At 70.6% G+C, this 23,369-nt stretch carries 27 protein-coding genes; 18 read left to right on the plus strand and 9 right to left on the minus strand.

Going from position 1 to position 23,369, the window contains the following annotated elements; genetic code table 11:
• The first annotated feature begins 70 nt into the window (after positions 1–70).
• The 4 genes from OG897_RS02640 (at position 71) to OG897_RS02655 (ending at position 2,030) form a co-directional block, all read left to right on the plus strand.
• A complete protein-coding gene (locus tag OG897_RS02640) occupies positions 71–295 on the plus strand; it encodes a hypothetical protein (protein WP_266652483.1) in 225 nt (74 codons plus the stop codon).
• Positions 292–909, plus strand: coding sequence for a TetR family transcriptional regulator (locus OG897_RS02645; RefSeq protein ID WP_266652485.1), 618 nt, complete (start codon positions 292–294; stop codon positions 907–909). The genes OG897_RS02640 and OG897_RS02645 overlap by 4 nt, the downstream gene beginning before the upstream one ends.
• A 148-nt stretch (positions 910–1,057) precedes the next feature.
• Positions 1,058–1,426: a MerR family transcriptional regulator gene (locus tag OG897_RS02650; protein WP_266656508.1), complete on the plus strand. Its 369-nt coding sequence runs from the start codon at positions 1,058–1,060 to the stop codon at positions 1,424–1,426.
• Positions 1,427–1,523: 97 nt separating this feature from the next.
• The gene (locus OG897_RS02655) at positions 1,524–2,030 is read left to right on the plus strand and encodes a cupin domain-containing protein (RefSeq protein ID WP_266652487.1); all 507 of its coding nucleotides are present in this window, start codon (positions 1,524–1,526) and stop codon (positions 2,028–2,030) included.
• A gap of 105 nt (positions 2,031–2,135) precedes the next feature.
• Here OG897_RS02655 and OG897_RS02660 read toward each other — a convergent pair whose 3' ends face one another.
• Together OG897_RS02660 and OG897_RS02665 are read right to left on the minus strand one after the other, a co-directional pair.
• Complete coding sequence (locus OG897_RS02660; RefSeq protein ID WP_266652489.1) at positions 2,136–2,549, minus strand: VOC family protein; 414 nt, start codon at positions 2,547–2,549, stop codon at positions 2,136–2,138.
• Between the two features lie 54 nt (positions 2,550–2,603).
• Positions 2,604–3,032: a helix-turn-helix domain-containing protein gene (locus OG897_RS02665; RefSeq protein ID WP_266652491.1), complete on the minus strand. Its 429-nt coding sequence runs from the start codon at positions 3,030–3,032 to the stop codon at positions 2,604–2,606.
• Between the two features lie 123 nt (positions 3,033–3,155).
• Between OG897_RS02665 and OG897_RS02670 the strand changes: the two genes are divergently transcribed.
• The 3 genes from OG897_RS02670 to OG897_RS02680 all read left to right on the plus strand — a co-directional run bounded on the left by OG897_RS02670 (position 3,156) and on the right by OG897_RS02680 (position 4,594).
• On the plus strand, positions 3,156–3,572 hold the full coding sequence (locus tag OG897_RS02670) for a helix-turn-helix domain-containing protein (RefSeq protein ID WP_266652493.1): 417 nt from the start codon (positions 3,156–3,158) through the stop codon (positions 3,570–3,572).
• Between the two features lie 23 nt (positions 3,573–3,595).
• Positions 3,596–4,123 (plus strand): hypothetical protein, encoded by a 528-nt coding sequence (locus OG897_RS02675; protein ID WP_266652495.1) that lies wholly within the window; start codon positions 3,596–3,598, stop codon positions 4,121–4,123.
• Positions 4,124–4,252: 129 nt separating this feature from the next.
• Positions 4,253–4,594, plus strand: coding sequence for a DUF2516 family protein (locus OG897_RS02680; protein ID WP_266652497.1), 342 nt, complete (start codon positions 4,253–4,255; stop codon positions 4,592–4,594).
• Here the strand turns inward: OG897_RS02680 and OG897_RS02685 are convergent.
• The 3 genes from OG897_RS02685 to OG897_RS02695 form a co-directional block, all read right to left on the minus strand.
• Entirely contained in the window at positions 4,576–5,958 is a 1,383-nt protein-coding gene (locus OG897_RS02685; protein WP_266652499.1) for a PP2C family protein-serine/threonine phosphatase, read from the minus strand. The genes OG897_RS02680 and OG897_RS02685 overlap by 19 nt on opposite strands.
• Positions 5,959–6,253: 295 nt before the next feature.
• Positions 6,254–7,336, minus strand: a complete 1,083-nt coding sequence (locus OG897_RS02690; RefSeq protein WP_266652501.1) for a C40 family peptidase — start codon at positions 7,334–7,336, stop codon at positions 6,254–6,256.
• A gap of 344 nt (positions 7,337–7,680) precedes the next feature.
• Positions 7,681–8,523, minus strand: a complete 843-nt coding sequence (locus OG897_RS02695; RefSeq protein WP_266652503.1) for a class I SAM-dependent methyltransferase — start codon at positions 8,521–8,523, stop codon at positions 7,681–7,683.
• 230 nt (positions 8,524–8,753) lie between these two features.
• Between OG897_RS02695 and mshA the strand changes: the two genes are divergently transcribed.
• A complete protein-coding gene (gene mshA / locus OG897_RS02700; RefSeq protein WP_266652505.1) occupies positions 8,754–10,106 on the plus strand; it encodes a D-inositol-3-phosphate glycosyltransferase in 1,353 nt (450 codons plus the stop codon).
• Complete coding sequence (locus tag OG897_RS02705; RefSeq protein WP_266652507.1) at positions 10,099–10,593, plus strand: YbjN domain-containing protein; 495 nt, start codon at positions 10,099–10,101, stop codon at positions 10,591–10,593. Before mshA ends, OG897_RS02705 begins: the two co-directional genes overlap by 8 nt.
• Positions 10,594–10,747: 154 nt before the next feature.
• On the opposite strand, the gene OG897_RS02710 is transcribed toward OG897_RS02705, so the two are convergent.
• Positions 10,748–12,037 carry an MFS transporter gene (locus OG897_RS02710; RefSeq protein ID WP_266652509.1) on the minus strand — a complete coding sequence of 430 codons (1,290 nt, stop codon included), beginning with the start codon at positions 12,035–12,037 and terminating at the stop codon, positions 10,748–10,750.
• Positions 12,038–12,202: 165 nt separating this feature from the next.
• Between OG897_RS02710 and OG897_RS02715 the strand changes: the two genes are divergently transcribed.
• Positions 12,203–12,964: a phosphoglyceromutase gene (locus OG897_RS02715; protein WP_266652511.1), complete on the plus strand. Its 762-nt coding sequence runs from the start codon at positions 12,203–12,205 to the stop codon at positions 12,962–12,964.
• Positions 12,965–13,030: 66 nt separating this feature from the next.
• On the opposite strand, the gene OG897_RS02720 is transcribed toward OG897_RS02715, so the two are convergent.
• Together OG897_RS02720 and phoU are read right to left on the minus strand one after the other, a co-directional pair.
• Positions 13,031–13,180 carry a hypothetical protein gene (locus OG897_RS02720; protein WP_266652513.1) on the minus strand — a complete coding sequence of 50 codons (150 nt, stop codon included), beginning with the start codon at positions 13,178–13,180 and terminating at the stop codon, positions 13,031–13,033.
• A gap of 174 nt (positions 13,181–13,354) precedes the next feature.
• Complete coding sequence (phoU, locus tag OG897_RS02725) at positions 13,355–14,035, minus strand: phosphate signaling complex protein PhoU (RefSeq protein WP_266652515.1); 681 nt, start codon at positions 14,033–14,035, stop codon at positions 13,355–13,357.
• Between the two features lie 228 nt (positions 14,036–14,263).
• Between phoU and OG897_RS02730 the strand changes: the two genes are divergently transcribed.
• Together OG897_RS02730 and OG897_RS02735 are read left to right on the plus strand one after the other, a co-directional pair.
• Entirely contained in the window at positions 14,264–15,658 is a 1,395-nt protein-coding gene (locus OG897_RS02730; RefSeq protein WP_266652517.1) for a cell wall metabolism sensor histidine kinase WalK, read from the plus strand.
• Complete coding sequence (locus tag OG897_RS02735) at positions 15,655–16,335, plus strand: response regulator transcription factor (RefSeq protein ID WP_266652519.1); 681 nt, start codon at positions 15,655–15,657, stop codon at positions 16,333–16,335. Before OG897_RS02730 ends, OG897_RS02735 begins: the two co-directional genes overlap by 4 nt.
• A gap of 116 nt (positions 16,336–16,451) precedes the next feature.
• Here OG897_RS02735 and OG897_RS02740 read toward each other — a convergent pair whose 3' ends face one another.
• Positions 16,452–17,210, minus strand: a complete 759-nt coding sequence (locus tag OG897_RS02740) for a DUF461 domain-containing protein (protein WP_266652521.1) — start codon at positions 17,208–17,210, stop codon at positions 16,452–16,454.
• 617 nt (positions 17,211–17,827) lie between these two features.
• Here OG897_RS02740 and OG897_RS02745 point away from each other — a divergent pair.
• From OG897_RS02745 to rlmB, 6 genes are all read left to right on the plus strand, one after another.
• The gene (locus OG897_RS02745) at positions 17,828–18,310 is read left to right on the plus strand and encodes a CarD family transcriptional regulator (protein ID WP_003953493.1); all 483 of its coding nucleotides are present in this window, start codon (positions 17,828–17,830) and stop codon (positions 18,308–18,310) included.
• Positions 18,311–18,583: 273 nt separating this feature from the next.
• Positions 18,584–19,390: a 2-C-methyl-D-erythritol 4-phosphate cytidylyltransferase gene (ispD, locus tag OG897_RS02750; protein ID WP_266652523.1), complete on the plus strand. Its 807-nt coding sequence runs from the start codon at positions 18,584–18,586 to the stop codon at positions 19,388–19,390.
• Positions 19,377–19,898 (plus strand): 2-C-methyl-D-erythritol 2,4-cyclodiphosphate synthase, encoded by a 522-nt coding sequence (gene ispF, locus OG897_RS02755; protein ID WP_266652525.1) that lies wholly within the window; start codon positions 19,377–19,379, stop codon positions 19,896–19,898. The genes ispD and ispF overlap by 14 nt, the downstream gene beginning before the upstream one ends.
• A gap of 163 nt (positions 19,899–20,061) precedes the next feature.
• Positions 20,062–20,466 carry a PPOX class F420-dependent oxidoreductase gene (locus OG897_RS02760; RefSeq protein WP_266652526.1) on the plus strand — a complete coding sequence of 135 codons (405 nt, stop codon included), beginning with the start codon at positions 20,062–20,064 and terminating at the stop codon, positions 20,464–20,466.
• 91 nt (positions 20,467–20,557) lie between these two features.
• Positions 20,558–21,955 (plus strand): cysteine--tRNA ligase, encoded by a 1,398-nt coding sequence (gene cysS, locus OG897_RS02765; protein WP_266652527.1) that lies wholly within the window; start codon positions 20,558–20,560, stop codon positions 21,953–21,955.
• A gap of 133 nt (positions 21,956–22,088) precedes the next feature.
• Positions 22,089–23,045, plus strand: a complete 957-nt coding sequence (rlmB, locus tag OG897_RS02770; RefSeq protein WP_266652528.1) for a 23S rRNA (guanosine(2251)-2'-O)-methyltransferase RlmB — start codon at positions 22,089–22,091, stop codon at positions 23,043–23,045.
• Positions 23,046–23,369: the final 324 nt, after the last annotated feature.

Here is a 23,369-nt window from a genome sequence, read left to right on the forward strand (position 1 = left end):
GTATCCCCCCGCACCCTCCGGCGCGGCGTATGGCATACGCGCTACTGCGTACGGCTTACGCATAACTAGGATGGCCGTCGAGCGTCAGCAGGAGCAGGAGCAGGAGCAGGAGCAGGAGCAGGAGCAGGAGCAGGAGCAGGAGCAGGCGGAGGTGGAGGCCACGGTGACCGAGGGCAACAGGGCGGGCGGGTCGGGCCGCGTGGGCGACCGCCCTGCGGAACGGCTCGCGGCGCGACCCGTGGGCCCTGCGCGTCCCCGTCAGGGTGAGATGGGCGAGCAGGGGGGCCGGGCGTGAGCGGGTTGCGGGAGCTGAAGAAGCAGCGGACGTACGCGGCCATCTCGGACGCCGCCGTCGCGCTCTTCCTGGAGCGGGGCTTCGACGCCGTGTCGGTGGCGGAGGTGGCGGCTGCGGCGGAGGTGTCGAAGCCGACGCTGTTCCGGTACTTCCCGGCGAAGGAGGACCTGGCGCTGTACCGGTTCGCCGACCACGAGGACGAGTCGGCGCGGGTGGTGCGGGCCGGGCGGGAGGAGGGCGTCGGCGCGCTCGACGCGCTGGAGCGGCACCTGCTGGAGAGGCTCGCCGCGCGGGACCCGATCACGGGGCTGTGCGACGACGCGGCAGTGCTCGCGTACCAGCGGATGCTGTACGGGACGCCGAGCCTGGAGGCGCGGCTGTTCACCTACCTGCTCCGCTCGGAGGCGGCGCTGGCGGACGCGCTCGCGGACGTGCTGGGCGACGGCGCTCCGGCCCGCCTCGCCGCCGGGCAGATCGGGGTCGTACTGAGGGTCCTGGCCCTGGAGAACTGGCGGCGGATCGAGGCGGGCGAGAGCGCGGACGCGGTGTACGGGGTGGCGGTGGCGGAGGCGGGCGACGCGTTTCGCCAGCTGCGTACGGGGCTTGAGGTCTGAGGCGCCCGGCCCGGCTGGGCACGTTGCGCTCAACCGGCACTGTGGCGTGTGTCGCCCCCCTGCCCGTAGGGTCGAACCCTCACATTCGTGTGAGGGTCAACGCGACGATCGGTGAGGTGGGTCCTCCATGAGTCACACGGTGAACGGCATGCGCATCGGCGAGCTGTCCGAGCGCACCAACACCCCACGCAGGATGCTCCGTTACTACGAGGAGCAGGGCCTGATCACCGCCGAGCGCACGCCCAACGGCTACCGCCTGTACGACGAACGCTTCGTGGACCGCGTCGCCCAGATCCGCGGTCTGCTCGACGCGGGCCTGCCCACCCGCATCATCAAGCAGATCCTCCCCTGCCTCGACAAGCCCCGCACGATCCACTTCCCGGACGCCACGCCGGAGATGCTGAGCACGCTGGAGACGGAGCTGGAGCGGATGCAGGCGCGGGTGGAGTGCATGCAGCGCAACCGGGACGCGATCGCGGAGTACCTGGCGGCGGTGCGGCCGAAGGTGGGGGTGTGACCTGCGCGGACTGCGTGGCGGACGGCTCAATTGACCCAACTGACCGGCTCAGGAATGCACCCTGTGCGGGGTCTTTCCGCTCCCTAGAGTTGTCCACATGAACACCACGGAGAGCACCACAACCCCCCGCCCCCTCCTCACCCGTGCCGCCACCGCCGAGACCACCAGCGACCCGAGCAGCGTGATGACCCTCCTCGCCGACTGCGGCACGGACGGCAGCCCGATCACCAGCTACCGCTCCACCTTCGCGGCCGGTGCGGTCGGCGCCCCCGCCCACTTCCACACCCGGGCCTCGGAGCTCTTCTTCGTCATCGGCGGCTCCCTCCAGGTCCTCATCGACGACACCGTCGAGACCTTGAACGCGGGCGACTTCCTCCTCGTCCCCCCGCACACCCCGCACGCCTTCGCCGCCGCACCCGGCTGCGAGGCCGACGTCCTCTTCGTCTTCACGCCGGGCATGCCCCGCTTCGACTACCTGCGCCTCCTCAACCGCGTCGTGCGCGGCGAGGCGAGCCCCGACGAGATCAAGAACTCCTCGGAGCTGTACGACAACCACTACGTCGACAGCCCGGTCTGGCGCGCGGCCCTCGAAGCCGCCAAGTAGCCCTCCTCGCCCCCGGCTGCTTCTCCTGCCGCCGACGGCCCTGGTCGTGGCCCTGGCGGGACGCGCCCGTGCGAACGCGCCCACGCCGTAGCCCGTACCCCGCCTCTACTTGGCCTGCGTGAAGCGGATCATGTTCCCCGCCGGGTCGCGGAACGCGCAGTCCCGGACCCCGTACGGCTGGTCGATCGGCTCCTGGATGACGTCGCCGCCCGCCGCCCTGACCTTCTCGAAGGTGGCGTCACAGTCGGGGGTCGAGAAGATGACTCCCCGCAGGAAGCCCTTGGCGAGCAGTTCCGCCATGGCCCGGCGGTCGGCGGCGGGGGCGTTGGGGTCGGCCAGCGGCGGTTCGAGCACGATCTCGACGCCGCCGGTCCGGTCGGCGGGGCCGAGCGTGACCCAGCGCATGTCCTCGTACCCGACGTCGTTGCGTACGGCCAGCCCGAGGGCGTCGCGGTAGAAGGTGAGCGCCTTGTCGTGGTCGTCGACGGCGATGAAGCACTGAGCGAGTGTGATGTCCATGCCGTCGACGCTACGGCGACGAGCCCTCGGCCGCTTCTCCAGAACTGACCGTTCTCACCCGTCCGACTTCCGTCCGCCGCCCGTCCTCCGGACCCGCCCGCCCGGCCGCGTGATCACTTTCGCCACGCACGCCGGAAGCGACGCCCCGTCCTCGTGCGAGCGCGCCCGGTACGCACTCGGCGTCTCGCCGACCAGCTCCGTGAAACGCGAGCTGAACGACCCCAGCGACGTACACCCCACCTCGAAACAGACCTCCGTCACGCTCAGGTCCCCCCGCCGCAGCAGCGCCTTCGCGCGCTCGACGCGGCGGGTCATGAGATAGCTGTACGGAGTCTCCCCGTAAGCGGCGCGGAAACTGCGCGAGAAGTGCCCCGGGGACATCAGGGCGACCCGGGCCAGCGCGGGCACGTCCAGGGGTTCCGCGTAGTACCGGTCCATCGCGTCCCGCGCCCGCCGCAGCCGAGCGAAATCCTCCAGATCCACGCATTCCAGCATGGCACGCACCACCGACAACGCTGCGGGTCACACCTCGCGCCCGAGTGGTGTGGAGCACTTTTGCAAGCAAGTGCTTGCAAAAGTTAGCGGGGTGGGTGCACCATCGGGGGCATGGCTTCACTGAACGTCGGCAACCTCGGGGAGTACCTGCGGGAGCAGCGCCGCAACGCGCAGCTCTCGTTGCGGCAACTCGCCGATGCGGCCGGGGTGTCCAACCCGTACCTCAGTCAGATCGAACGTGGCCTGCGCAAGCCCAGCGCGGACATCCTCCAGCAGCTCGCGAAGGCGCTGCGGATCTCCGCCGAGACGCTGTACGTGCAGGCCGGAATCCTCGACGAGAAGGACCGGGACGAGCTGGAGACGCGCGCCGTCATCCTGGCCGACCCCTCGATCAACGAGCGGCAGAAGCAGGTGCTGCTCCAGATCTACGAGTCCTTCCGCAAGGAGAACGCGACGGAGAGTGCGGCCGAGGACGCCCCCGGTGCCGATTCCGGCAGCGCCGGCAGTGAAGCGCCACCCTCACACTGATGCGATCCGGGAGGACCACAGTTATGGCCATCAGCGATGACCTGCGAAAGACCCTCACCGACCCGACCCCCCTCTACTTCTTCGCCGGTACGGCCGACCTCGCCGTGCAGCAGGCCAAGAAGCTCGCCGACGAGGCGCCGGAGCGCTTCGAGAAGGTCCGCCAGACCGACCCCAAGGCCGTGCAGGAGAAGGTGACTTCGCAGGCCAAGGAGGCGCAGGCCACCCTTCAGGCGAAGTTCACCGAGGTCGTCGGCTCCTTCGACACCGACCTGAAGAAGCTGGGCGAGACCGCCCAGGACCTCGCGTTGCGGAGCGTGGGCGTGGCCGCCGAGTACGCGGTCAAGGCCCGTGAGACGTACGAGAGGGTCGCCGAGCACGGCGAGCAGGCCGTGAAGCAGTGGCGCAACGAGGCCGCCGAGGAGATCACCGAGATCGCCGTCGCGGTCGAGCCGGACCCGGAGCCCAAGGCCGGAGCGCCCAAGGCCGACGAGCCGAAGGCCGAGGTGTCCGGGGCTGAGGAGCCGCAGGCGGCGGCTGCCGAGGAGAAGTAGCAGCCCGGCCCCAGGGGCGGCCAGGGGCTGACACGACGGGCCGGGTCGCCGCAAGGGCGTCCGGTCCGTCGTTTGGGTACCTTGGGCAGGCGGTCAAGAGGTGGTCAAGCTGATGAGGCGGTGCTCGGTATGTTGCGCTACGGGTTCGATAGCACGCTGACGTTCTTGGTGTACTGGGGTTTCCTGGTGTTCGCCGTGGTCGCGCTGGTCCTGGCCGCGACCGCGCGTGCGGACGCCTACCGGGCGGCCGACAAGCAGTCCAAGAACTTCTGGCTGATCATCCTCGGCGTCACGGTCGCCGTAGACGCGCTGCTGGGCATGCTGTTCCTCCAGATCGCGGGCCTGGTCGCCACGATCGTCTTCCTGGTGGACGTACGGCCCGCACTGCGCCAGGTCTCGGGCGGCGGCGGTCGGCGCAGTGGTGGCAGCAGCAGCGACGGTCCTTACGGGCCCTACAACGGCGGGCGCTGACCCTTTCCGGCCGCTTTCCCGTTCGCCGTCCTGCTGTCCCGGTCCAGGAGCAGGAGGGCGACGTCGTCGGTGAGTTCGCCGCCGTTCAGCTCGCGGACCCGGCTCATGGCGGCCTCCAGGAGTTCGTCCCCGCGCAGCCCCTCCGACAGCTGACGGTTGATCATCGCGACCATGCCGTCCTGGCCGAGCCGGCCGGGGCGGCCCGAACCGTCGGACCCGGCGATCTTGCCCTCGATCAGGCCGTCCGTGTACATCAACAGGCTCCAGGCGCCGCCCAGTTCGACCTGGCTGCGCGGCCAGCGCGCGTGCGGCAGCAGGCCCAGCGCGGGGCCCCCGCCGTCGAACGGCATCAGCTGTGCGAGCTGCCCCTGCCGGGCGATCAGCGGGGCCGGGTGCCCGGCCAGGCACAGACCGGCGCGACGGCCGTCGGGCGCGATGTCGACCGTGCAGAGGGTCGCGAAGATCTCCTCGCTCTCCCGCTCGTGCTCCAGTACCCGCTGGAGGGTGGACAGGAGCTCGTCCCCGCACAGGCCCGCGAAGGTCAACGCCCGCCAGGCGATGCGCAGTTCCACGCCGAGGGCCGCCTCGTCGGGGCCGTGCCCGCAGACGTCGCCGATCATCGCGTGGACGGTGCCGTCCGGGGTGCGGACGGTGTCGTAGAAGTCGCCGCCGAGCAGCGCCCGGGAGCGCCCCGGCCGGTACCGGGCCGCGAACTTCAGGTCCGAGCCCTCCAGCAGCGGCGTCGGGAGGAGCCCGCGCTCCAGCCGGGCGTTCTCCTGGGCGTGCAGCCGGGACTCGGCCAGCTTGTACGAGGCGGTGTCGGCGCGCTTGCGCTCCACTGCGTACCGGATGGCCCGGCTCAGCAGCCGCCCGTCCAGCTCGTCCCGGAAGAGGTAGTCCTGCGCCCCGGCCCGTACCGCGTCGGCGGCGTACTCGGGCCGGTCCGAGGGGGTCAGCGCGAGCACCGCGTGGTGCGGAGCCATCCGCAGTACGTCGTGCAGCGCGCCCAGGCCCGGACCCTCCCGCCCGTCGTCGGCCTCCGTGCACTCCGGGCAGTGACCGCAGCCGGGCAGGGCCAGATCGAGCAGGATGCAGTGGACGTCGTCGGTCAGGAGACGGTGGGCTTCGGTGAGGTTGCGCGCGGTGCGCACGCGCACCCGGCCGCCGCTCGTGGAGTCCCGGTCGAGCAGGTCGGGGACGGCCACGGCGTCGGCGGGGTCGTTCTCGATGACCAGCAGCGTGAGGTCGGTCGGCTGCTGGGGTGTCTGGTGGGGTGACAGCTGGTGTGCGGAGTGCGGAGAGCCGCCCTGTCCGTCGCTTTCCACGGCGGGCACTGCTCTCTGCCGCGGTATGGGTACGGGCATCGGTTCGGTTCCTTCCCTCCCCCCGAGGGCACGGTGGGACGCCGATCGACGCCCCGCCAAACGGGGACCTTAGCGGTACCCGGCGGGCCAACGGAATGGCGTTCACGAATCCGCCCCGGTCATATGCCGGGAGTTTTCACCGCTTGCGGCCCGGCATGACCGGGTTGTGGCGGGGGGTCGGGAGCGGGCGTCCCCGCCCCCGGGCCATGACAAAGATCACGCGCCCTCAGCTCGAAGGATCACGCGCCCGGAGCCAGAGGGGTCACGCGCCCGGAGCCCGAAGGATCACGCGCTCTCAGCCCGGCCGTACGACCCCGAGGATCGGCATGGACCCGGCCCCCGCCACCGTCACGTTCCGCCCCGGGCGAGGGGCGTGCACCATCGCCCCGTCCCCCACGTACATCGCCACGTGGCTCGCGTCCGCGAAGTAGATGATCAGGTCCCCGGGGCGCATGTCCGACACCGCCACCCTGGGCAGCAGCCGCCACTGCTCCTGCGAGGTCCTCGGTATGCCGCGCCCCGCCGATATCCACGCCTGCTGGGTGAGCCCCGAGCAGTCGAAGGCGTACGGTCCCTCCGCGCCCCACACGTACGGGTCGCCTATCTGGTCCATCGCGTACGCCACGGCCCGTCGGCCCTGGTCGGTCCCCGCGCCGCCCTTGCCGCCCTTCAGCGCCCCGGAGCCCAGCCAGGCCGTCTGCGAGCGGGACTGCGCGTCGCGCTCCAGCTCCAGCATCCGGTCCCGGTCCTTCACCGCCAGCCGGGCCTCTATCTTCTCGGCGGCGGCGATCTGCTTCTTGACCTCCTTCTGCGCCTTCTCCTTGTTCTTGCGGTTGGCCTCCAGCTTGGTCCACTGGGTGCTCGCGTCCTTGGAGTAGGTGCGCAGGTCCTCCTGGGTGCGGCTCAGCTCGTCGATCATCGACTTGACCGCCGACTGCCCCTGCTGCATCCGCCCCGCGCCGCGCAGGAAGAGGTCGGGGTTCCCGCTGAGCATCAGCTGCGCGCTCTGCGGCACACCGCCCGTGCGGTACTGGGCACGGGCCTGCGCGCCGAGCCGGTCCTTGAGCTTGTTGATCTTCTCCTCGCCGACCACGATCGACTTGGCCAGCTTCACGATCTCGCCGGACTGCCCCTGCGCCTGGTCCTCGGCGAGGTTGTACGCGTCGGTGGCGACCGCGGCCTTCCGGTACAGGTCGTCTATCTCTCTGCGTACCTCTTCGAGGCTCTTGTCCCCGTCGCTGCCGACCCCCGGCCCCGGATCGGGCGCGGCGGACGCCTGACCCGGCAGCACCAGCACACTCAGCGCGCAGACCAGCGCTATCGCGGTCGTGACCCGGCTGCCGGTCGTGACGCGTCGGCCACCCACTCGGCCGCCCACGGCACGGCTGCTTCTACGGCGTTGGTACACGAGCTCCCCCCCCGGAACTAGTCGAATCTGATTTACCGTCAGTAACCTGGCGACCCTGCCGCGATGCTGCCACGCCTCCCGCGAAAGCGACAGAGGCGGAAACAGCATCCCCGCGCGACCCCCAGGAACCTTGCGGCCCTTCCCTGTACACCTGTCCGACGAACGAGATCGATTTCCCGTTCCCCTCATGCCCCCAACACCCCAAAAGTCCGGTGATGTTCACCGGTACGTGGCATTCCGCCCGCAGCGGCACCTGGCATTCCGCGTCCGGCGGTACGTGGCATTCCGCCCCGGTACGGGAGTTCCGCAGCCCCCTACGCCCACCCCACCGGTGCCAGCGCCTCCCACCGCACCGTGACCTCCCCCTGCCGCCACCGCCGCTCCCCGTCCGCCGGGGCATGGCCGTCCGAGGCGTGCGGCCCGGTCACCGGCCAGTCCGCCGACAGGTCCCGCACCGCCCGCACCCACCGCTGCCGCACCCCCAGCGAAGCGAACGGCGCCGCCGCCGCCCACGCCCGGTCGAAGTCCCGCAGGAACGCGTGCACCGGCTCGCCCGGCACGTTCCGGTGGATCAGCGCCTTCGGCAGCCGCTCCGCCAGGTCCGACGGCCTGTCCAGCGACGCCAGCCGCGCCGCGAACGTCACCGTCCTGGGCCCCCGCGCCCCCAGCGCCACCCACACGTGCCGCCGCCCGATCTCGTCGCAGGTCCCCTCCACCAGCAGCCCGCCCGGGGCCAGCCGCCCGCGCAACCGCTCCCAGACGGCGGCCACCTGCTCCTCGTCGTACTGTCGAAGGACGTTCGCCGCACGGATCAGCATCGGCCGCCGACCCCCGTCGAGCGGCACCTCGAACCCCCCGTGCCGAAAGGTCAGCCCCTCCCTCTCGTACGGCTTCGCCCCCGCCACCCGCGCGGGCTCGATCTCAATACCGGTCACTTCCACGGCGGGAGCGGCGGTCCGCAGCCGCCCCAGCAGTTCCACCGCCGTCCACGGCGCGGCCCCGTACCCCAGGTCGACCGCGACCGCCCCCTCCGTACGACGCAACGCCTGACCGTGGACGGCGGCGATCCACCGGTCCATACGCCGCAGCCGGTTCGGATTGGTGGTCCCCCGGGTGACGGCGCCGACGGGGCGCGAGGAAGCGGTGCGGGAGGCCATGAACGAAATCCTAAGGCGCACCGGACATACCGACCCCGACGGCAAGGACCGCGCAGGCGACCTCGACGGCAAGGTCCGCACGGGCGGCCCCGACGCCGTAGACGCGCCGATCCATCGGGCAATGTTTTGGCAAAGTGGAAATGGACCGCGACATTCCGCTGTTCTCCCCCTTCGGAAGGGCGGCACCGCCCCCCTTCGCCATGCCCGCGCAGTCGAGGAGGACCGTCGACGTGAGCCAGTACGTCTCCCGACTCACCGGCACACTGGCAGCGGCCACTCCGGCGCGCCTGCGGCTCCCCGGCTCGGCCCCCCGCAAGCCGCGCCGGATCGCCATGCTCAGCGTGCACACCTCGCCCCTGCACCAGCCCGGCACGGGCGACGCGGGCGGCATGAACGTCTACATCGTCGAGCTCGCCAAGCGCCTCGCCGCGATCAACATCGAGGTCGAGATCTTCACCCGGGCCACCACCGGCGGCCTGCCGCCCAGCGTGGAGCTGGCCCCCGGCGTCCTCGTCCGCCACATCGACGCGGGACCGTACGAGGGCCTCGCCAAGGAAGAGCTCCCCGCCCAGCTCTGCGCCTTCACCCACGGCGTCATGCAGGCGTGGGCCGGACAGCGCCCCGGCTACTACGACCTCGTCCACTCCCACTACTGGCTCTCCGGCCACGTCGGCTGGCTCGCCGCCGAACGCTGGGGCGTCCCCCTCGTCCACGCCATGCACACCATGGCCAAGGTCAAGAACGCCGCGCTCGCCGAGGGCGACACCCCCGAGCCCGCCGCCCGCGTCATCGGCGAGACCCAGATCGTCCGCGCCGCCGACCGCCTCATCGCGAACACCGAGGGGGAATTCCACGAACTGGTCCGCTTCTACGAGGCCGACCCCGGCCACGTCGCCGTCGTCCACCCCGGCGTGAACCTGGAACGCTTCCGCCCCGCCGACGGCCGCGCCGCCGCCCGCGCCCGCCTCGACCTGCCGCAGGACGCGTTCATCCCGCTCTTCGCGGGCCGCATCCAGCCCCTCAAGGCCCCCGACATCCTCCTGCGCGCGGTCGCCGTCCTCCTCGCCGAAGACCCCTCCCTGCGCGGCAAACTCGTGGTCCCCGTCGTCGGCGGCCCCAGCGGCAGCGGCATGGCCAAGCCCGAGAAGCTCCAGAAGCTCGCCGCCCGCCTCGGCATCGCCGACGTCGTCCGCTTCCGCCCGCCCGTGGGCCAGGACCGCCTCGCGGACTGGTTCCGGGCCGCCTCCGCCCTCGTCATGCCCTCGTACAGCGAGTCCTTCGGCCTGGTCGCCATCGAGGCGGAGGCCACCGGCACCCCGGTCGTGGCGGCAGCCGTGGGCGGCCTCCCCGTCGCCGTACGCGACGAACAGACCGGCTTCCTCATAGAGGGGCACGACCCGGCCGCGTACGCGCGCGCCCTGCGCCGCTTCATCGACCACCCGGAACTCGTCGACACCATGGGCGCGGCCGCCGCCCGCCACGCGCAGGCATTCGGCTGGGACACCGCCGCGTCGGCCACCGCCGACGTCTACACCGCCGCGATGCACGAACACCGCCGTCACGTACGCTCGCACCATGGCTGAGAAAGCGGCGCCGGACATACTCGAAGCGACCCTCAAGGACGCCGGCCTGGAGTGGGAGAGCCCCCAGCCGGGTTCCTACGTCGTGAAGCTCCCGGGCACCCGCAAGCTCTCCACCACGGTGTCGCTCATCATCGGCCGGCACTCCCTCTCCCTGAACGCCTTCGTGATCCGCCACCCCGACGAGAACCACGAAGCCGTCCACCGCTGGCTCCTGGAGCGCAACCTGCGCCTGTACGGGGTGAGTTACGCCATCGACTCCCTCGGCGACGTCTACCTCGCGGGAAAGCTCCCCCTCACGGCCGTCACTACCGAGGAGATCGACCGCCTCCTGGGCTCGGTCCTGGAAGCCGCCGACGGCGCCTTCAACACCCTCCTGGAGCTGGGCTTCGCGAGCGCCATCCGCAAGGAGTACGACTGGCGCGTCTCGCGCGGCGAGTCCACCCGCAACCTGGACGCCTTCACGCACCTGACGCAGCCGCGCTCCTGACCGCGCCGCGCTCCTGACCGCGCCGCGCCCCTGACCGCGCCGCGCCCCTGACCGCGCCGCGCCCCTGACGCGCGAAGGCCCGCCCGTGCCACGTATCGACGTATCGACGTATGCGCACGGACGGGCCCGGTGCCCCACGCGGCCCTACGCGGCCCTACGCGGCCGAAGCGACCTTCCCCGACCCCTGCACGGCCACCGCCCCCTCCTCCGGTACGGAGACCTGCGCGACCCCGCCGCGCTCCTCCTGCGGCAGCTTCCGCATCAGCAGCCAGTACCCGCCCGCGGCCACCATCCCGATCACCGCGCACGCACCCCACAGCCACGCGGCTCCGAACCGGTCGATGACGAAGCCCCCCAGCAGGGGCGCTGCCAGCGCCGCCACCGCCCAGGACATCGTGTACATCCCCTGGTAGCGCCCGCGCCCGTGCACCGGGGAGAGCCGCACCACGAGCCCCGTCTGGATGGGCGAGTTGATGATCTCCGCCAACGTCCACACGCACACGGTCAGCGCGTACACCCCGAGCGACCCGGCGAAGGCCGTCAGCCCGAACCCGTACCCCGCGAGCAGCGACGACACGACCAACAGCCGCCTCGGGTCCCGGTGTTCGATGAACCGCGTCACCGGGATCTGAAGCACCACGATCAGTACGCCATTGACAGCGATGGCGGCCCCGAAGTCCGAGCTGCTGAACCCGTCCGTCCCCATCGCCACCGGCAGCGCCACGTACCCCTGCTGGAAGATCAGCGCCACCAGGAACGACAGCCCCACGACGCTCATGAAGCGCCCGTCCCGCAGCACGGTGCCGAGCCCGACGCTCGCCTCGTCGGCCTTCTCCGCCGCCGTCCGCTCCGGCCGCGACTCCGGCAGCTTCACGAAGACGACGACCGCGCACGCCAGCGTCATGGCCGCCTCGATGAGGAAGCCCGCCCGATAGCTGTACTCGGCGAGGAACCCGGCCCCCGTCGAGGAGATCGCGAACCCGAGATTGATCGCCCAGAAGTTCAGCGAGAACGCCCGCACCCGGTCCTCGGGCTTCACGATGTCGGCCATCATCGCCTGCACGGCGGGCCGCGAGGCGTTGGACGCCATGCCGACCAGGAACGCGACCCCGGCAATCGCCAGCGGATGCTCCATGAACCCCAGCAGCGCCACCGAGAACGCCGTCGACGCCTGCGCGATCAGCATCGTGGGCCGCCGCCCGAGCCGGTCGGTCATCACCCCCGCCACCAACGACGAAACGACCCCGCCGAGCCCGTGCAACGCGGCCACCAGCCCCGCGTACGTCGCCGAGTACCCCCGGTCCAAGGTCAGGTACAGAGCCATGAACGTCGCGACGAAGGCACCCATCCGATTGACGAGGGTGCTCGTCCAGAGCCACCAGAACTCCCGGGGGAGCCCCGAGACGCTCTCGCGCACGGCGCGTCTCAGACCTGCTGCGGACATGCGATTCCCCCGGGGATGTAAGCGGCTCACCGAACACCCGGAACTTACGTACGCCCCCCGTGCACCCGCCAGTCAATTGACGCAGATCCTCAATCGACGAAGGTCCCCGAACCACGGTCCGTGGTCCCGCGCGGGGAGGCCGAAATGTCGATTACGCTCGTACGCATGGCCGACGCACCGTACAAGCTGATCCTCCTCCGCCACGGCGAGAGCGAATGGAACGCGAAGAACCTGTTCACCGGCTGGGTGGACGTCAACCTCACCGAGAAGGGCGAGAAGGAGGCAGTGCGCGGCGGCGAGCTGCTCACCGCCGCCGGTCTCCTCCCGGACGTGCTGCACACCTCGCTCCAGAAGCGCGCCATCCGCACCGCCCAGCTCGCGCTGGAGTCCGCGGACCGCCACTGGATCCCGGTCCACCGCAGCTGGCGCCTGAACGAGCGCCACTACGGCGCCCTCCAGGGCAAGGACAAGGCGCAGACCCTCGCCGAGTTCGGCGAGGAGCAGTTCATGCTCTGGCGCCGCTCGTACGACACCCCGCCGCCCGCCCTCGAAGACGGCACCGAGTTCTCCCAGTCGGCCGACCCCCGCTACGCCACGATCCCCTCGGAGCTGCGCCCCCGCACCGAGTGCCTCAAGGACGTCGTGGACCGGATGCTCCCGTACTGGTACGACGGCATCGTCCCGGACCTCCTCGACGGCAAGACCGTCCTGGTCGCCGCCCACGGCAACAGCCTCCGCGGCCTGGTCAAGCACCTCGACGGCATCTCCGACGAGGACATCTCCGGCCTGAACATCCCCACCGGCATCCCGCTCTACTACGAGCTCGACGCCGACTTCCAGCCCGTCACCAAGGGCGGCAAGTACCTCGACCCGGACGCGGCAGCCGCGGCCATCGAGGCGGTCAAGAACCAGGGCAAGAAGAAGTAGCCCACCAGCACACGACGAGGGGCCCCGCCTGGTGCAGGCGGGGCCCCTCCTCGTGCTCCTCGGCCGTCAGCCGCAGCAGCCGCCGCACTGGCACGGTGCGCCGGACTGGCAGCCGCAGCCGCAGCCCGAGCCGCAGCCGCACGCGCCGAGCAGCGGCAGGTGGGCCGGGGCCGGGGCTTCCTGCGGGGATTCGGTGGTGGTGGGGGTGTCGGCCATGGGATCTCCTCGGGTGTTCGATGGACCACTGGCTCGATGCCCGAAGGCACGGCAGGAGAGACGGAGAGTCTCCCCCCACCCATTGCATGCCCGATCGGCAGGCGCATCAACAGCGCGCGGAAGCACGAGAGTTGATGTGTCCTGCACGGGGCCCGCTCCGGTACGCCCGCGCCGTTACGCCTGTACGGCGTTGTCCTGCGCGGCCTGCACGTCGTCCGCGTGCTCGCCCGTCACCAGGTACACGACCCGCTTGGCGACCGACACCGCGTGGTCCGCGAAGCGCTCGTAGTAGCGGCCGAGGAGAGTGACGTCGACGGCGGTCTCGATGCCGTGCTTCCAGCGGTCGTCCATCAGGTGCTGGAAGAGCGTCCGGTGCAGGAGGTCCATCTCGTCGTCGTCCTGCTCCAGCTGGAGGGCCAGGTCGACGTCCTTGGTGATGATGACCTCCGCCGCCTTCGCCATCAGGCGCTGGGCGAGCTGCCCCATCTCCAGGAGGGTGGCGTGCAGGTCGCTCGGCACGGCCTTGGCAGGGAAGCGCAGCCGGGCCAGCTTCGCCACGTGCTGGGCGAGGTCGCCCGAGCGCTCCAGGTCCGCGCTCATGCGCAGCGAGGTGACGACGATGCGCAGGTCGGTGGCGACCGGCTGCTGGCGGGCGAGCAGGGCGATCGCGCGCGCCTCCAGGTCGTGCTGGAGGTCGTCGACCTTCTGGTCGGCGGCGATGACGCTCTCCGCGAGCTTCAGGTCGGCGTCGAGCATGGCGGTGGTGGCGCGCCCTATCGCAGAGCCGACCAGCCGGGCCATCTCGACCAGGTCCTCGCCGATCGAGTCCAGTTCCTCGTGGTACGCGTCCCGCATGGGGGTTCCTACTTCCTGAGTACGGCCGACTGCGCGCGGCGCAGCGGTGTGTTCCGGGGTCTGGCGGGGCTCCGGTCCCCACGTTCCCACCATCCGTCCGGTACGCGTCCGGTTCCGGCCGCCGAAGTGAACCAGCCCCATCCCCTTGGTGAACTCTGGGCGACGAACGTTCGAGCTGGCACCCATTCGCTTGGGGCAGTGTCAGTGACCAGGCATAACCTTGTGCACATGGACGTGAACGCGGCAGTGGCCGCAGCAGCAGCGATAGCCGGTCTGTGCACCGGCATCATCGCCATGCTGGCGTTCCGCTGGAGCGAGCGCGACCAGAAGCGCCCCACCAGGGCCGCAGTGCGCCCCGAGGTGAACGCCACGCTGCCGCCGGGAGTGGACACCGTCCTCTCCGTGCTCCGCTCCTCCGCGGTCGTACTCGACGAGAGCGACAACGTGGTGAAGGCCAGCTCGGCGGCGTACGCCCTGGGGCTGGTCCGAGGCGGAAAGCTGGCCGTCGAGCCGATGATGCACATGGCCCGCGACACCCGGAGGGACGGGGAGATACGCCAGGTCGAACTGGACCTGCCGCGCCGGGGGACCGGCCGGGGCGAGGCCCTCGCGGTGTCCGCGCGGGTGGCACCGCTCGGCTCCCGCCTGGTCCTGCTCCTGGTGGAGGACCTGACGGAGGCCCGGCGTATCGAAGCGGTACGGCGCGACTTCGTCGCGAACGTGAGCCACGAGCTGAAGACGCCGGTGGGGGCCCTGTCCCTGCTGTCGGAGGCCGTCATGGACGCCTCCGACGACCCCGAGGCGGTCACCCGCTTCGCCGGGCGCATGCAGATCGAGGCGACCCGCCTCACCTCACTGGTCCAAGAGCTCATCGACCTCTCCCGGGTGCAGAACGACGACCCGCTGGAGGACTCCGAGCCCGTACGGGTGGACGAACTGGTCGCGGAAGCCATCGACCGCAGCCGTCACACCGCGTCGACCAAACAGATCACCATGCAGGCCGGGGGGACCTCGGGCCTGCACGTCTGGGGCAACCGGGGCCAGCTCGCCGCCGCCCTCGGCAACCTCGTCGAGAACGCCGTCAACTACAGCCCCGCCCGCACCCGCGTCGGCATCTCCGCCCGCCGGGTCCCCGCCCCGGGCGGCGACCTCATAGAGATAGCCGTCACCGACCAGGGCGTCGGCATCTCCGAGAGCGACCGCGACCGCGTCTTCGAACGCTTCTACCGCGTCGACCCGGCCCGCTCCCGCGCCACCGGAGGCACCGGCCTGGGCCTCTCCATCGTCAAGCACGTGGCCGCCTCGCACGGCGGGGAGGTCACCGTCTGGAGCTCCGAGGGACAGGGCTCCACCTTCACCCTGCGGCTGCCCGAAGCGGGCTCCGTCAGGGAGGCCAGGGTGGAACACACCCCCGGCCGCCCGCTCGTCGGCCCCGGCGACGCCGACGCGGTCGAGGGCTTCGACGACGGCTTCGGCAAGGAGGGCTTCGGCAGCGAGGACTTCGACAACGCGGCCGAGGACTTCGACGACGAGGCCGAGGCTCCGGCCACCCACGGCACGTACGCGACCACCACCAAGAACCCCATCCGTGAGAACACCCCTGCCCCGGAGGTCCTTCCGTGACCCGAGTGCTCGTCGTAGAGGATGAGGAATCCTTCAGCGACGCCCTGTCCTACATGCTCCGCAAGGAGGGCTTCGAGGTCGCCGTCGCGGCCACCGGCCCCGACGGCCTCGACGAGTTCGAGCGCAACGGCGCCGACCTCGTCCTGCTCGACCTCATGCTGCCCGGCCTGCCCGGCACCGAGGTCTGCCGCCAGCTGCGCGTGCGCTCCAACGTGCCGGTCATCATGGTGACCGCCAAGGACAGCGAGATCGACAAGGTCGTCGGCCTGGAAATAGGAGCCGACGACTACGTCACGAAGCCCTTCTCCTCCCGCGAGCTGATCGCCCGCATCCGCGCGGTGCTGCGCCGTCGCGGCGAGCCGGAGGAGGTCACTCCGGCGGCCCTGGAGGCCGGTCCGGTGCGGATGGACGTGGACCGTCACGTCGTCACCGTCGGCGGCGCCAAGATCGACCTCCCGCTGAAGGAGTTCGACCTGCTGGAGATGCTGCTGCGCAACGCGGGCCGCGTGCTGACCCGTATGCAGCTCATCGACCGGGTGTGGGGCGCGGACTACGTCGGCGACACCAAGACCCTCGACGTCCACGTCAAGCGCCTGCGCGCCAAGATCGAGCCGGACCCGGGGGCGCCGCGCTACCTGGTCACCGTGCGCGGTCTGGGCTACAAGTTCGAGCCGTAAACCGCCGCGTTCTTACGTGACGTACCGCGTTCTCACGTGACGTACGCAGCCGTACGAAAGGGGCCCCGCCGGAATCGGATTCCGGCGGGGCCCCTTCGTCACGGGTGGCGGCGGTGTCAGCGACCCGCGCCGGTCGTCGCCGAGCCCGTCGGGCTGTTCTTCGCCCCGTCGTTCTTCGCGGCGTCGTTCTTGTCGGCCTTGTCGCCGTCCTTCTTGGCCGGGGTGCCCGAGGCACCCGTGGCCGGGGTGCCGGTGGCCGGGGTGCCGGTGGCGGAGCCGGTCGGCGAGCCCGTGGGGGACGTCGTGGCCGCCGGGGTGGCCGGGACCTTGTCCGGGCCGAAGCCCTCGAAGTGGCCGACGGCCGGGACGACGAACGCGCGCAGCGTCACGTCGCCGGTCTCGCTGAAGGAGAACGTGACGGGCTGGGCGTTGCCGTTCTTCGCGGCCTCGCGGCCGTTCTCCACGACGGCGGAGGCGTTGCCCTTGCCGCCGATGATCACCGAACCGCCGGCGGGGACGGTGATCGTGCCCTTGCCGCCCTTGTCGTCCTTGGCGGGGGTGAGCTTCACCGTGGCGCTGGAGTCGCCCAGCTTGACCGAGTCCAGGGTCTGCGGCTTGTCGCCGTTGTTGAAGACCGTCGCGGCGACGACCGCGGGGCCCTCGCCGACTGCGTGACCCTTGGCCTCCTCGCGGGGCTGGGTGATGACGATCGCGTTCTGGATCTTGATCTTGCCGTTGTCGACGGAGATCGCGGCGTTGTCCGGCTTGACTTGCAGCGTCTGTGCGTCGTTGCCGGCGCCACATGCGGCGAGCGTGACGATCGAGAACGCGAGGGCGGTGGCGGCGAGGGTGCCGCGTCGAAGGCTGCGGCTCACGGGCGCGGCAACTCCTAGGACGTTACGGACGGGGGGACTTAACTGCGGCTTAGGTTATCGACTCGCCGACCTGGGCCCGCACCCGACCCGCCCCACCGCGCCCCCGGTGCTCCCCGGGAGGTGCCGGACCGGAACGTGCGGGGTGCTCCGGCACGCCTGGCGGAATTCGCGCCGGAGCATTGGCGCGATATTGACGGCCGAATGGGAGAGTGCCGCGCGAGAGGGTCCGCAGAATTGATCACGCGGGCGATCAAGCAGCCGATCAAGCACGCGATCAAGAGGGCCATCAAGGGTGACCGTGATCAATTCGGGATTGGCGGGGATTGCCGCCGTACGAGTGATCGATCTCCGAACGGAGTAGACGAAGTTCACCTCGTGGAACCCGGCAAAACGGGACGTTCGGGCCCTGTCTGGGACTCTGTGGTGCGTGTAACGTACGCGTTTCTCTTCCCCCGCAGAGCCGCTCCCACCTGCGAATACCGTCTTCCGGAAGCCCTCCGCAGCACGTTCCTGTTGCAGTTGTCAAGCCCCGAGATATGCCCTGACCTGCGGAAACGCCATTCAGAACAAGCAGTTTCCGTGTTACTCTGGATAGCCACGGAAGGGGTACCTGTCACATGACGTTCAAGGTTGGCGACACCGTGGTCTATCCCCATCACGGGGCCGCGCTGATCGAGGCCATTGAGACTCGCCAGATCAAAGGCGTGGACAAGACCTACTTGGTGCTCAAGGTCGCCCAGGGCGACTTGACGGTTCGTGTGCCTGCGGACAATGCGGAGTTCGTCGGTGTACGCGATGTGGTCGGCCAGGACGGGCTGGACCGGGTCTTCGAGGTGCTGCGCGCGCCGTATGCGGAAGAGCCGACGAACTGGTCCCGTCGTTACAAGGCAAATCTGGAGAAGCTCGCTTCTGGCGACGTCATCAAGGTCGCCGAGGTAGTGCGCGACCTGTGGCGTCGTGAGCGCGAGCGTGGTCTCTCCGCCGGCGAGAAGCGCATGCTCGCGAAGGCGCGCCAGATTCTGGTGAGCGAGCTGGCCCTCGCGGAGAACACCAATGAGGACAAGGCCGAGGCCCTGCTGGACGAGGTTCTCGCGTCGTAACCGTTCACGCGTCGTCGCTGGTCTGGTGGCGCGTGCGTTGATGGTGTGAGCAATGCCGTGGTGCCCGGCGACCGACTGTGTCCGCAGTCGGCCGTTGGACACCGCGGCATTCTTCTTTTCTACGTCCCCTGCGTCTGATCCCGCATGCGGTTTTTCGCGAGGCCGGTGTGCCACCCCGTCCGACTGTCACGGAAGGGTCCGGTCAGGGCGGTGCGCCCGGCTCGCTGTGGCCATACCCATGTGGGGCGAGGCGACAAACCTCCGGAGTAGTCCATGACAGTCGAACACCCCTCTGCGCCTGCGGAGCACCCCTCCGAGAGCCCCCCGGGGAGCCCTTCCCAGGCCCCGGGCCGCACCGCCGCCGTGATCCCGGCCGCCGGTCGCGGCGTACGGCTCGGCCCCGGCGCGCCCAAGGCGCTGCGCACCCTCAACGGCACCCCGATGCTGGTCCACGCCGTACGCGCGATGGCCGCTTCCCGGTATGTGTCGCTGGTCGTCGTGGTGGCCCCCTCGGACGGCGAGACCGAGGTCAAGGGCATGCTCGACGAGTACGAGCACGCGCTGCCCGAACGCACCGAGTTCCTGGTCGTGCCCGGCGGCGACACCCGCCAGGAGTCCGTGAAGCGGGGCCTGGACGCACTGCCCGACGACATCACCGCCGTACTGGTGCACGACGCGGCACGTCCGCTCGTCCCGGTGGACACCGTGGACGCGGTCGTCGAAGCGGTACGGGCCGGAGCGCCCGCCGTGGTGCCCGCGCTGCCGCTCGCCGACACCGTCAAGCAGGTCGAGCCGCAGCCGGGCGGGGTGCCGGAGCCGGTCGTCGCGACGCCCGAGCGGGCGCTGCTGCGGGCCGTGCAGACGCCGCAGGGCTTCGAGCGGGCCACGCTGGTGCGCGCGCACGAGACCGTACCGGCGACGGGTGAAGGGGCCACGGACTGCGCCGGTATGGTCGAGCGGCTCGGACAGCCGGTCGTGGTGGTCCCCGGGCACGAAGAGGCGTTCAAGGTGACCCGGCCGCTGGACCTGGTGCTGGCCGAGGCGGTACTCGCACGGAGGAGGGCCAATGACGGCTTCTGAGAAGACCCCTGCCCCTGTCATTCCGCTGGTCGGGATCGGGACCGACATCCACGCCTTCGAGCGCGGGCGCGAGCTGTGGTGCGCTGGGCTGCACTGGCCGGACGAGGAGTTCGGTCTCGCCGGGCACTCGGACGCCGACGTCGTGGCGCACGCGGCGTGCGACGCGCTGTTCTCGGCGGCCGGGGTCGGCGACCTCGGGGCGCACTTCGGGACGGGGCGGCCCCAGTGGGCCGGGGCGTCCGGGGTGACGCTGCTGACCGAGGCGGCACGGATCGTACGGGCCGAGGGCTTCGAGATCGGGAACGTGGCCGTGCAGGTCGTCGGCGTACGGCCGAAGGTCGGCAAGCGGCGCGAAGAGGCCCAGAAGGTGCTGAGCGCGGCGGTCGGGGCACCGGTGTCGGTGTCCGGGACGACGAGCGACGGCCTCGGGCTCACGGGCCGGGCGGAGGGGCTGGCGGCGATCGCCACCGCCCTGGTCTACCGGGCCCGAGGCTCAGCCGGGGCCTGAGGCGTACCGAGTCCGAGATCTGCCGGGGCCGGAGGTGGGGCCGGGGTGGGGCCGAGGTTCTGCCGGGCACTCCTCGCGCGCTGCCTCCGCCATGGGGAGCGGGCGGCGGGGTAGACGTAAGGGGCAAGCCTCCACTCGTACCCCCGGAAGGAAACGAAACGCCGTGACCGCCGCACTCAGCGATGACCTCAAGGCCCTCCTCGACACCCCCGTCTTCATCACCGTCGCCACCATCCAGCCCGACGGCAGCCCCCAGGTCTCGCCGGTCTGGGTGAAGCGGGACGGGGACGACGTGCTGTTCTCCACCACGCTCGGGCGGCAGAAGGAGAAGAACCTGCGCCGTGACCCGCGCGTCACCGTGCTGCTCCAGCCCTTCGACGCCCCGTACTCGTACGCGGAGATCCGGGGGACCGCCGAGATGACGACGGAGGGCGGGCAGGAGCTGATCGACGAGCTGGCGGTGAAGTACACGGGGAAGAAGTACGCCGAGTTCAACCCGACCTCGGTGAACGACACCGAGCGCGTCGTCGTCCGCGTCACGGCCCGGAAGGTCGTCGGCAGCATCTGAGCGGCGGGTCACCCGAGGGCCGCCCGTATCCCGCCCGTTCCGGTGCGGGGTACGGGCCCGTTTCACGTGAAACAATCAGTACCCTTGTGGGGTGACTATTCGCCTGTACGACACCAGCGCCCGGCAGACGCGTGACTTCACCCCGCTCGTCCCGGGCTGTGTCTCGATCTACCTGTGTGGCGCTACCGTGCAGGCCGCCCCGCACATCGGACACATCCGGTCGGGACTGAACTTCGACATCATGCAGCGGTGGTTCCGCCACCGAGGCTACGACGTCACCTTCATCCGCAACGTGACGGACATCGACGACAAGATCATCACGAAGTCGGCCGACCAGGGCCGCCCGTGGTGGTCGATCGGCTACGAGAACGAGCGCGCTTTCAACTCCGGCTACGACGCACTGGGTTGCCTCCCGCCCACGTACGAGCCCCGCGCCACGGGCCACATCACCGAGATGGTCGAGATGATGCGCGGACTCATCGCGCGCGGGCACGCGTACGAGGCCGACGGGAACGTCTACTTCGACGTGCGGTCGTACGAGGGCTACCTCGCGCTGTCGAACCAGGAGCTGGACAACCTCCTCCAGCCCTCCGGCGAGGGCGAGACCGGCAAGCGCGACCCGCGCGACTTCGCCATGTGGAAGTCCGCCAAGCCCGGCGAGCCGTCCTGGGAGACCCCCTGGGGCCGAGGGCGTCCCGGCTGGCACCTGGAGTGCTCGGCCATGGCGCACAAGTACCTCGGCAGGGCCTTCGACATCCACGGCGGCGGGATCGACCTGATCTTCCCGCACCACGAGAACGAGATCGCCCAGGCCAAGGCGTTCGGCGACGACTTCGCGAACTTCTGGGTGCACAACCACTGGGTCACCATGGCCAACGAGAAGATGTCGAAGTCCCTCGGGAACTCGGTCCTCGTCAGCGAGATGGTCAAGGCGTGGCGGCCCATCGTGCTGCGCTACTACCTCGGCACCCCGCACTACCGCTCCGCGATCGAGTACAGCGAGGACGCCCTGCGCGAGGCGGAGTCCGCCTTCGCCCGCATCGAGGGCTTCGTCCAGCGGGTCGTGGAGAAGGCGGGGCACGTGGAGCCCGCCGCCGAGGTGCCGCCCGCGTTCGCCGAGGCCATGGACGACGACCTCGGCGTCCCGCAGGCCCTGGCGATCATCCACACCACCGTCCGGCAGGGGAACTCCGCCCTCGCCGCCGACGACAAGGAAGCCGCGGTCGCCAGGCTGACCGAGGTCCGTGCCATGCTCGGGGTACTGGGTCTCGACCCGCTCGACCCGCACTGGGCCGGTGAGTCGGACCGGGGCGAGGACCTCCACGGCGTCGTGGACACCCTCGTACGGCTCGTACTCGACCAGCGTCAGTCCGCGCGCGAGCGCAAGGACTGGGCGGCGGCCGACGCCATCCGCGACCAGCTTCAGCAGTCCGGGCTGGTCATCGAGGACAGCCCGTCCGGACCGAGGTGGACGCTCGGGCCCCGCTAGGGGCTTGGTCAGCAGGGCCCGGACCAGGGCCTTCCGATGTGCCGCCCGGAGCCCCGGGCGGCACACTTCATTTACGTACGTAGACGATCTGCATCACCATGTGGATCGCCGGATCCACAGGAAACAGGTAGTCATGGCCGGCAACAGCCAACGCAGGAACCGCCGCACGACCAACAAGAAGGGCATGCAGGTCGGCAGCGGCGGCCAGCGCCGCAAGGGGCTTGAGGGCAGGGGCCCGACCCCGAAGGCGGAGGACCGCAAGAAGCACAAGGCGAACCGTCTCGCCACCGCCAAGGCCAAGCACGCCCAGACGCGCCGCCCCGCGCCGCGCCGCGGCGGTGCCAAGGGCACGTCCGAGATGGTCGTCGGCCGCAACCCGGTGTACGAGGCCCTGCGCGACGGCGTTCCCGCGATCACGCTGTACGTGCAGCAGTACATCGACAACGACGAGCGGGTCCGCGACATCCTCCAGCTCGCCGGTGAGCGCGGCAAGATCCACCTGATGGAAGCCCCGCGCGCCGAGCTGGACCGGATGACCAACGGCCTCAACCACCAGGGCATCGTCCTCCAGGTCCCGCCGTACGAGTACGCGCACCCCCAGGACCTCCTCGACGCCGCGCACGACAAGAACGAGCAGGCGCTGATCGTCGCCCTCGACGGCGTGACCGACCCGCGCAACCTCGGCGCGATCATCCGCTCCACCAACGCCTTCGGCGGCCACGGCGTGGTCGTGCCCGAGCGGCGCGCGGCGGGCATGAACGCCGGTGCGTGGAAGTCCTCCGCCGGTACGGCCGCCCGTACGCCCGTCTCGCGCGTCACCAACCTGACCCGCGCGCTGGAGGAGTACAAGAAGGCCGGAGTCACCATCGTCGGCCTCGCCGCCGACGGCGAGCACAAGGTCGAGGACCTGGAGCAGCTCGCCGGTCCCGTCGTCATCGTCATCGGCGGCGAGGGCAAGGGCCTGGGTCGCCTCGTCGGCGAGACCTGCGACTACCGGGTGCGGATCTCGATGCCCGGCGGCGCCGAGTCGCTGAACGCCGGTGTCGCGGCCGGGATCGTCCTGTACGAAACGGCGCGCCGCCGGAAGTAGCACGTCCGCTTGCGCTGAAGGGCCCCGGATCTGATCCGGGGCCCACGGGCCTGCCCGGCGGATCAGGCCGCACAGGAGTGCCCTGGACTGTTCAACGCCCCGAGCGGGGTCTGGTGCGTGCAGCTGCAAGGCGGAGGATTGAGGCGACGCGGAGCGTCGTCGAGTGACGACAACGCGGCAGATGTGCGTGCCAGGGCACGCGACCGCAGCAGGATCCGCCGGGCAGGCCCGAACGTCTACCCTGTGTTGACCTGCGGTGTCGGCGAGAACGTGCCGGTTTGACGGGTCTCGGACAGATCAGGGGCGTCAAGGCAGTGTCCTAAA

Origin of the sequence: Streptomyces sp. NBC_00237, assembly GCF_026342435.1 — a bacterium.
Taxonomy (GTDB): domain Bacteria; phylum Actinomycetota; class Actinomycetes; order Streptomycetales; family Streptomycetaceae; genus Streptomyces.

Coding starts and splice junctions, on each gene's coding strand:
- OG897_RS02640 (WP_266652483.1), top strand. CDS start 71: ATGGCCGTCGAGCGTCAGCAGGAGCAGGAGCAGGAGCAGGAGCAGGAG.
- OG897_RS02650 (WP_266656508.1), top strand. CDS start 1,058: ATGCGCATCGGCGAGCTGTCCGAGCGCACCAACACCCCACGCAGGATG.
- OG897_RS02655 (WP_266652487.1), top strand. CDS start 1,524: ATGAACACCACGGAGAGCACCACAACCCCCCGCCCCCTCCTCACCCGT.
- OG897_RS02660 (WP_266652489.1), bottom strand. CDS start 2,549: ATGGACATCACACTCGCTCAGTGCTTCATCGCCGTCGACGACCACGAC.
- OG897_RS02670 (WP_266652493.1), top strand. CDS start 3,156: ATGGCTTCACTGAACGTCGGCAACCTCGGGGAGTACCTGCGGGAGCAG.
- OG897_RS02675 (WP_266652495.1), top strand. CDS start 3,596: ATGGCCATCAGCGATGACCTGCGAAAGACCCTCACCGACCCGACCCCC.
- OG897_RS02680 (WP_266652497.1), top strand. CDS start 4,253: ATGTTGCGCTACGGGTTCGATAGCACGCTGACGTTCTTGGTGTACTGG.
- OG897_RS02685 (WP_266652499.1), bottom strand. CDS start 5,958: ATGCCCGTACCCATACCGCGGCAGAGAGCAGTGCCCGCCGTGGAAAGC.
- OG897_RS02695 (WP_266652503.1), bottom strand. CDS start 8,523: ATGGCCTCCCGCACCGCTTCCTCGCGCCCCGTCGGCGCCGTCACCCGG.
- OG897_RS02705 (WP_266652507.1), top strand. CDS start 10,099: ATGGCTGAGAAAGCGGCGCCGGACATACTCGAAGCGACCCTCAAGGAC.
- OG897_RS02710 (WP_266652509.1), bottom strand. CDS start 12,037: ATGTCCGCAGCAGGTCTGAGACGCGCCGTGCGCGAGAGCGTCTCGGGG.
- OG897_RS02715 (WP_266652511.1), top strand. CDS start 12,203: ATGGCCGACGCACCGTACAAGCTGATCCTCCTCCGCCACGGCGAGAGC.
- OG897_RS02720 (WP_266652513.1), bottom strand. CDS start 13,180: ATGGCCGACACCCCCACCACCACCGAATCCCCGCAGGAAGCCCCGGCC.
- phoU (WP_266652515.1), bottom strand. CDS start 14,035: ATGCGGGACGCGTACCACGAGGAACTGGACTCGATCGGCGAGGACCTG.
- OG897_RS02730 (WP_266652517.1), top strand. CDS start 14,264: ATGGACGTGAACGCGGCAGTGGCCGCAGCAGCAGCGATAGCCGGTCTG.
- OG897_RS02745 (WP_003953493.1), top strand. CDS start 17,828: ATGACGTTCAAGGTTGGCGACACCGTGGTCTATCCCCATCACGGGGCC.
- ispD (WP_266652523.1), top strand. CDS start 18,584: ATGACAGTCGAACACCCCTCTGCGCCTGCGGAGCACCCCTCCGAGAGC.
- ispF (WP_266652525.1), top strand. CDS start 19,377: ATGACGGCTTCTGAGAAGACCCCTGCCCCTGTCATTCCGCTGGTCGGG.
- rlmB (WP_266652528.1), top strand. CDS start 22,089: ATGGCCGGCAACAGCCAACGCAGGAACCGCCGCACGACCAACAAGAAG.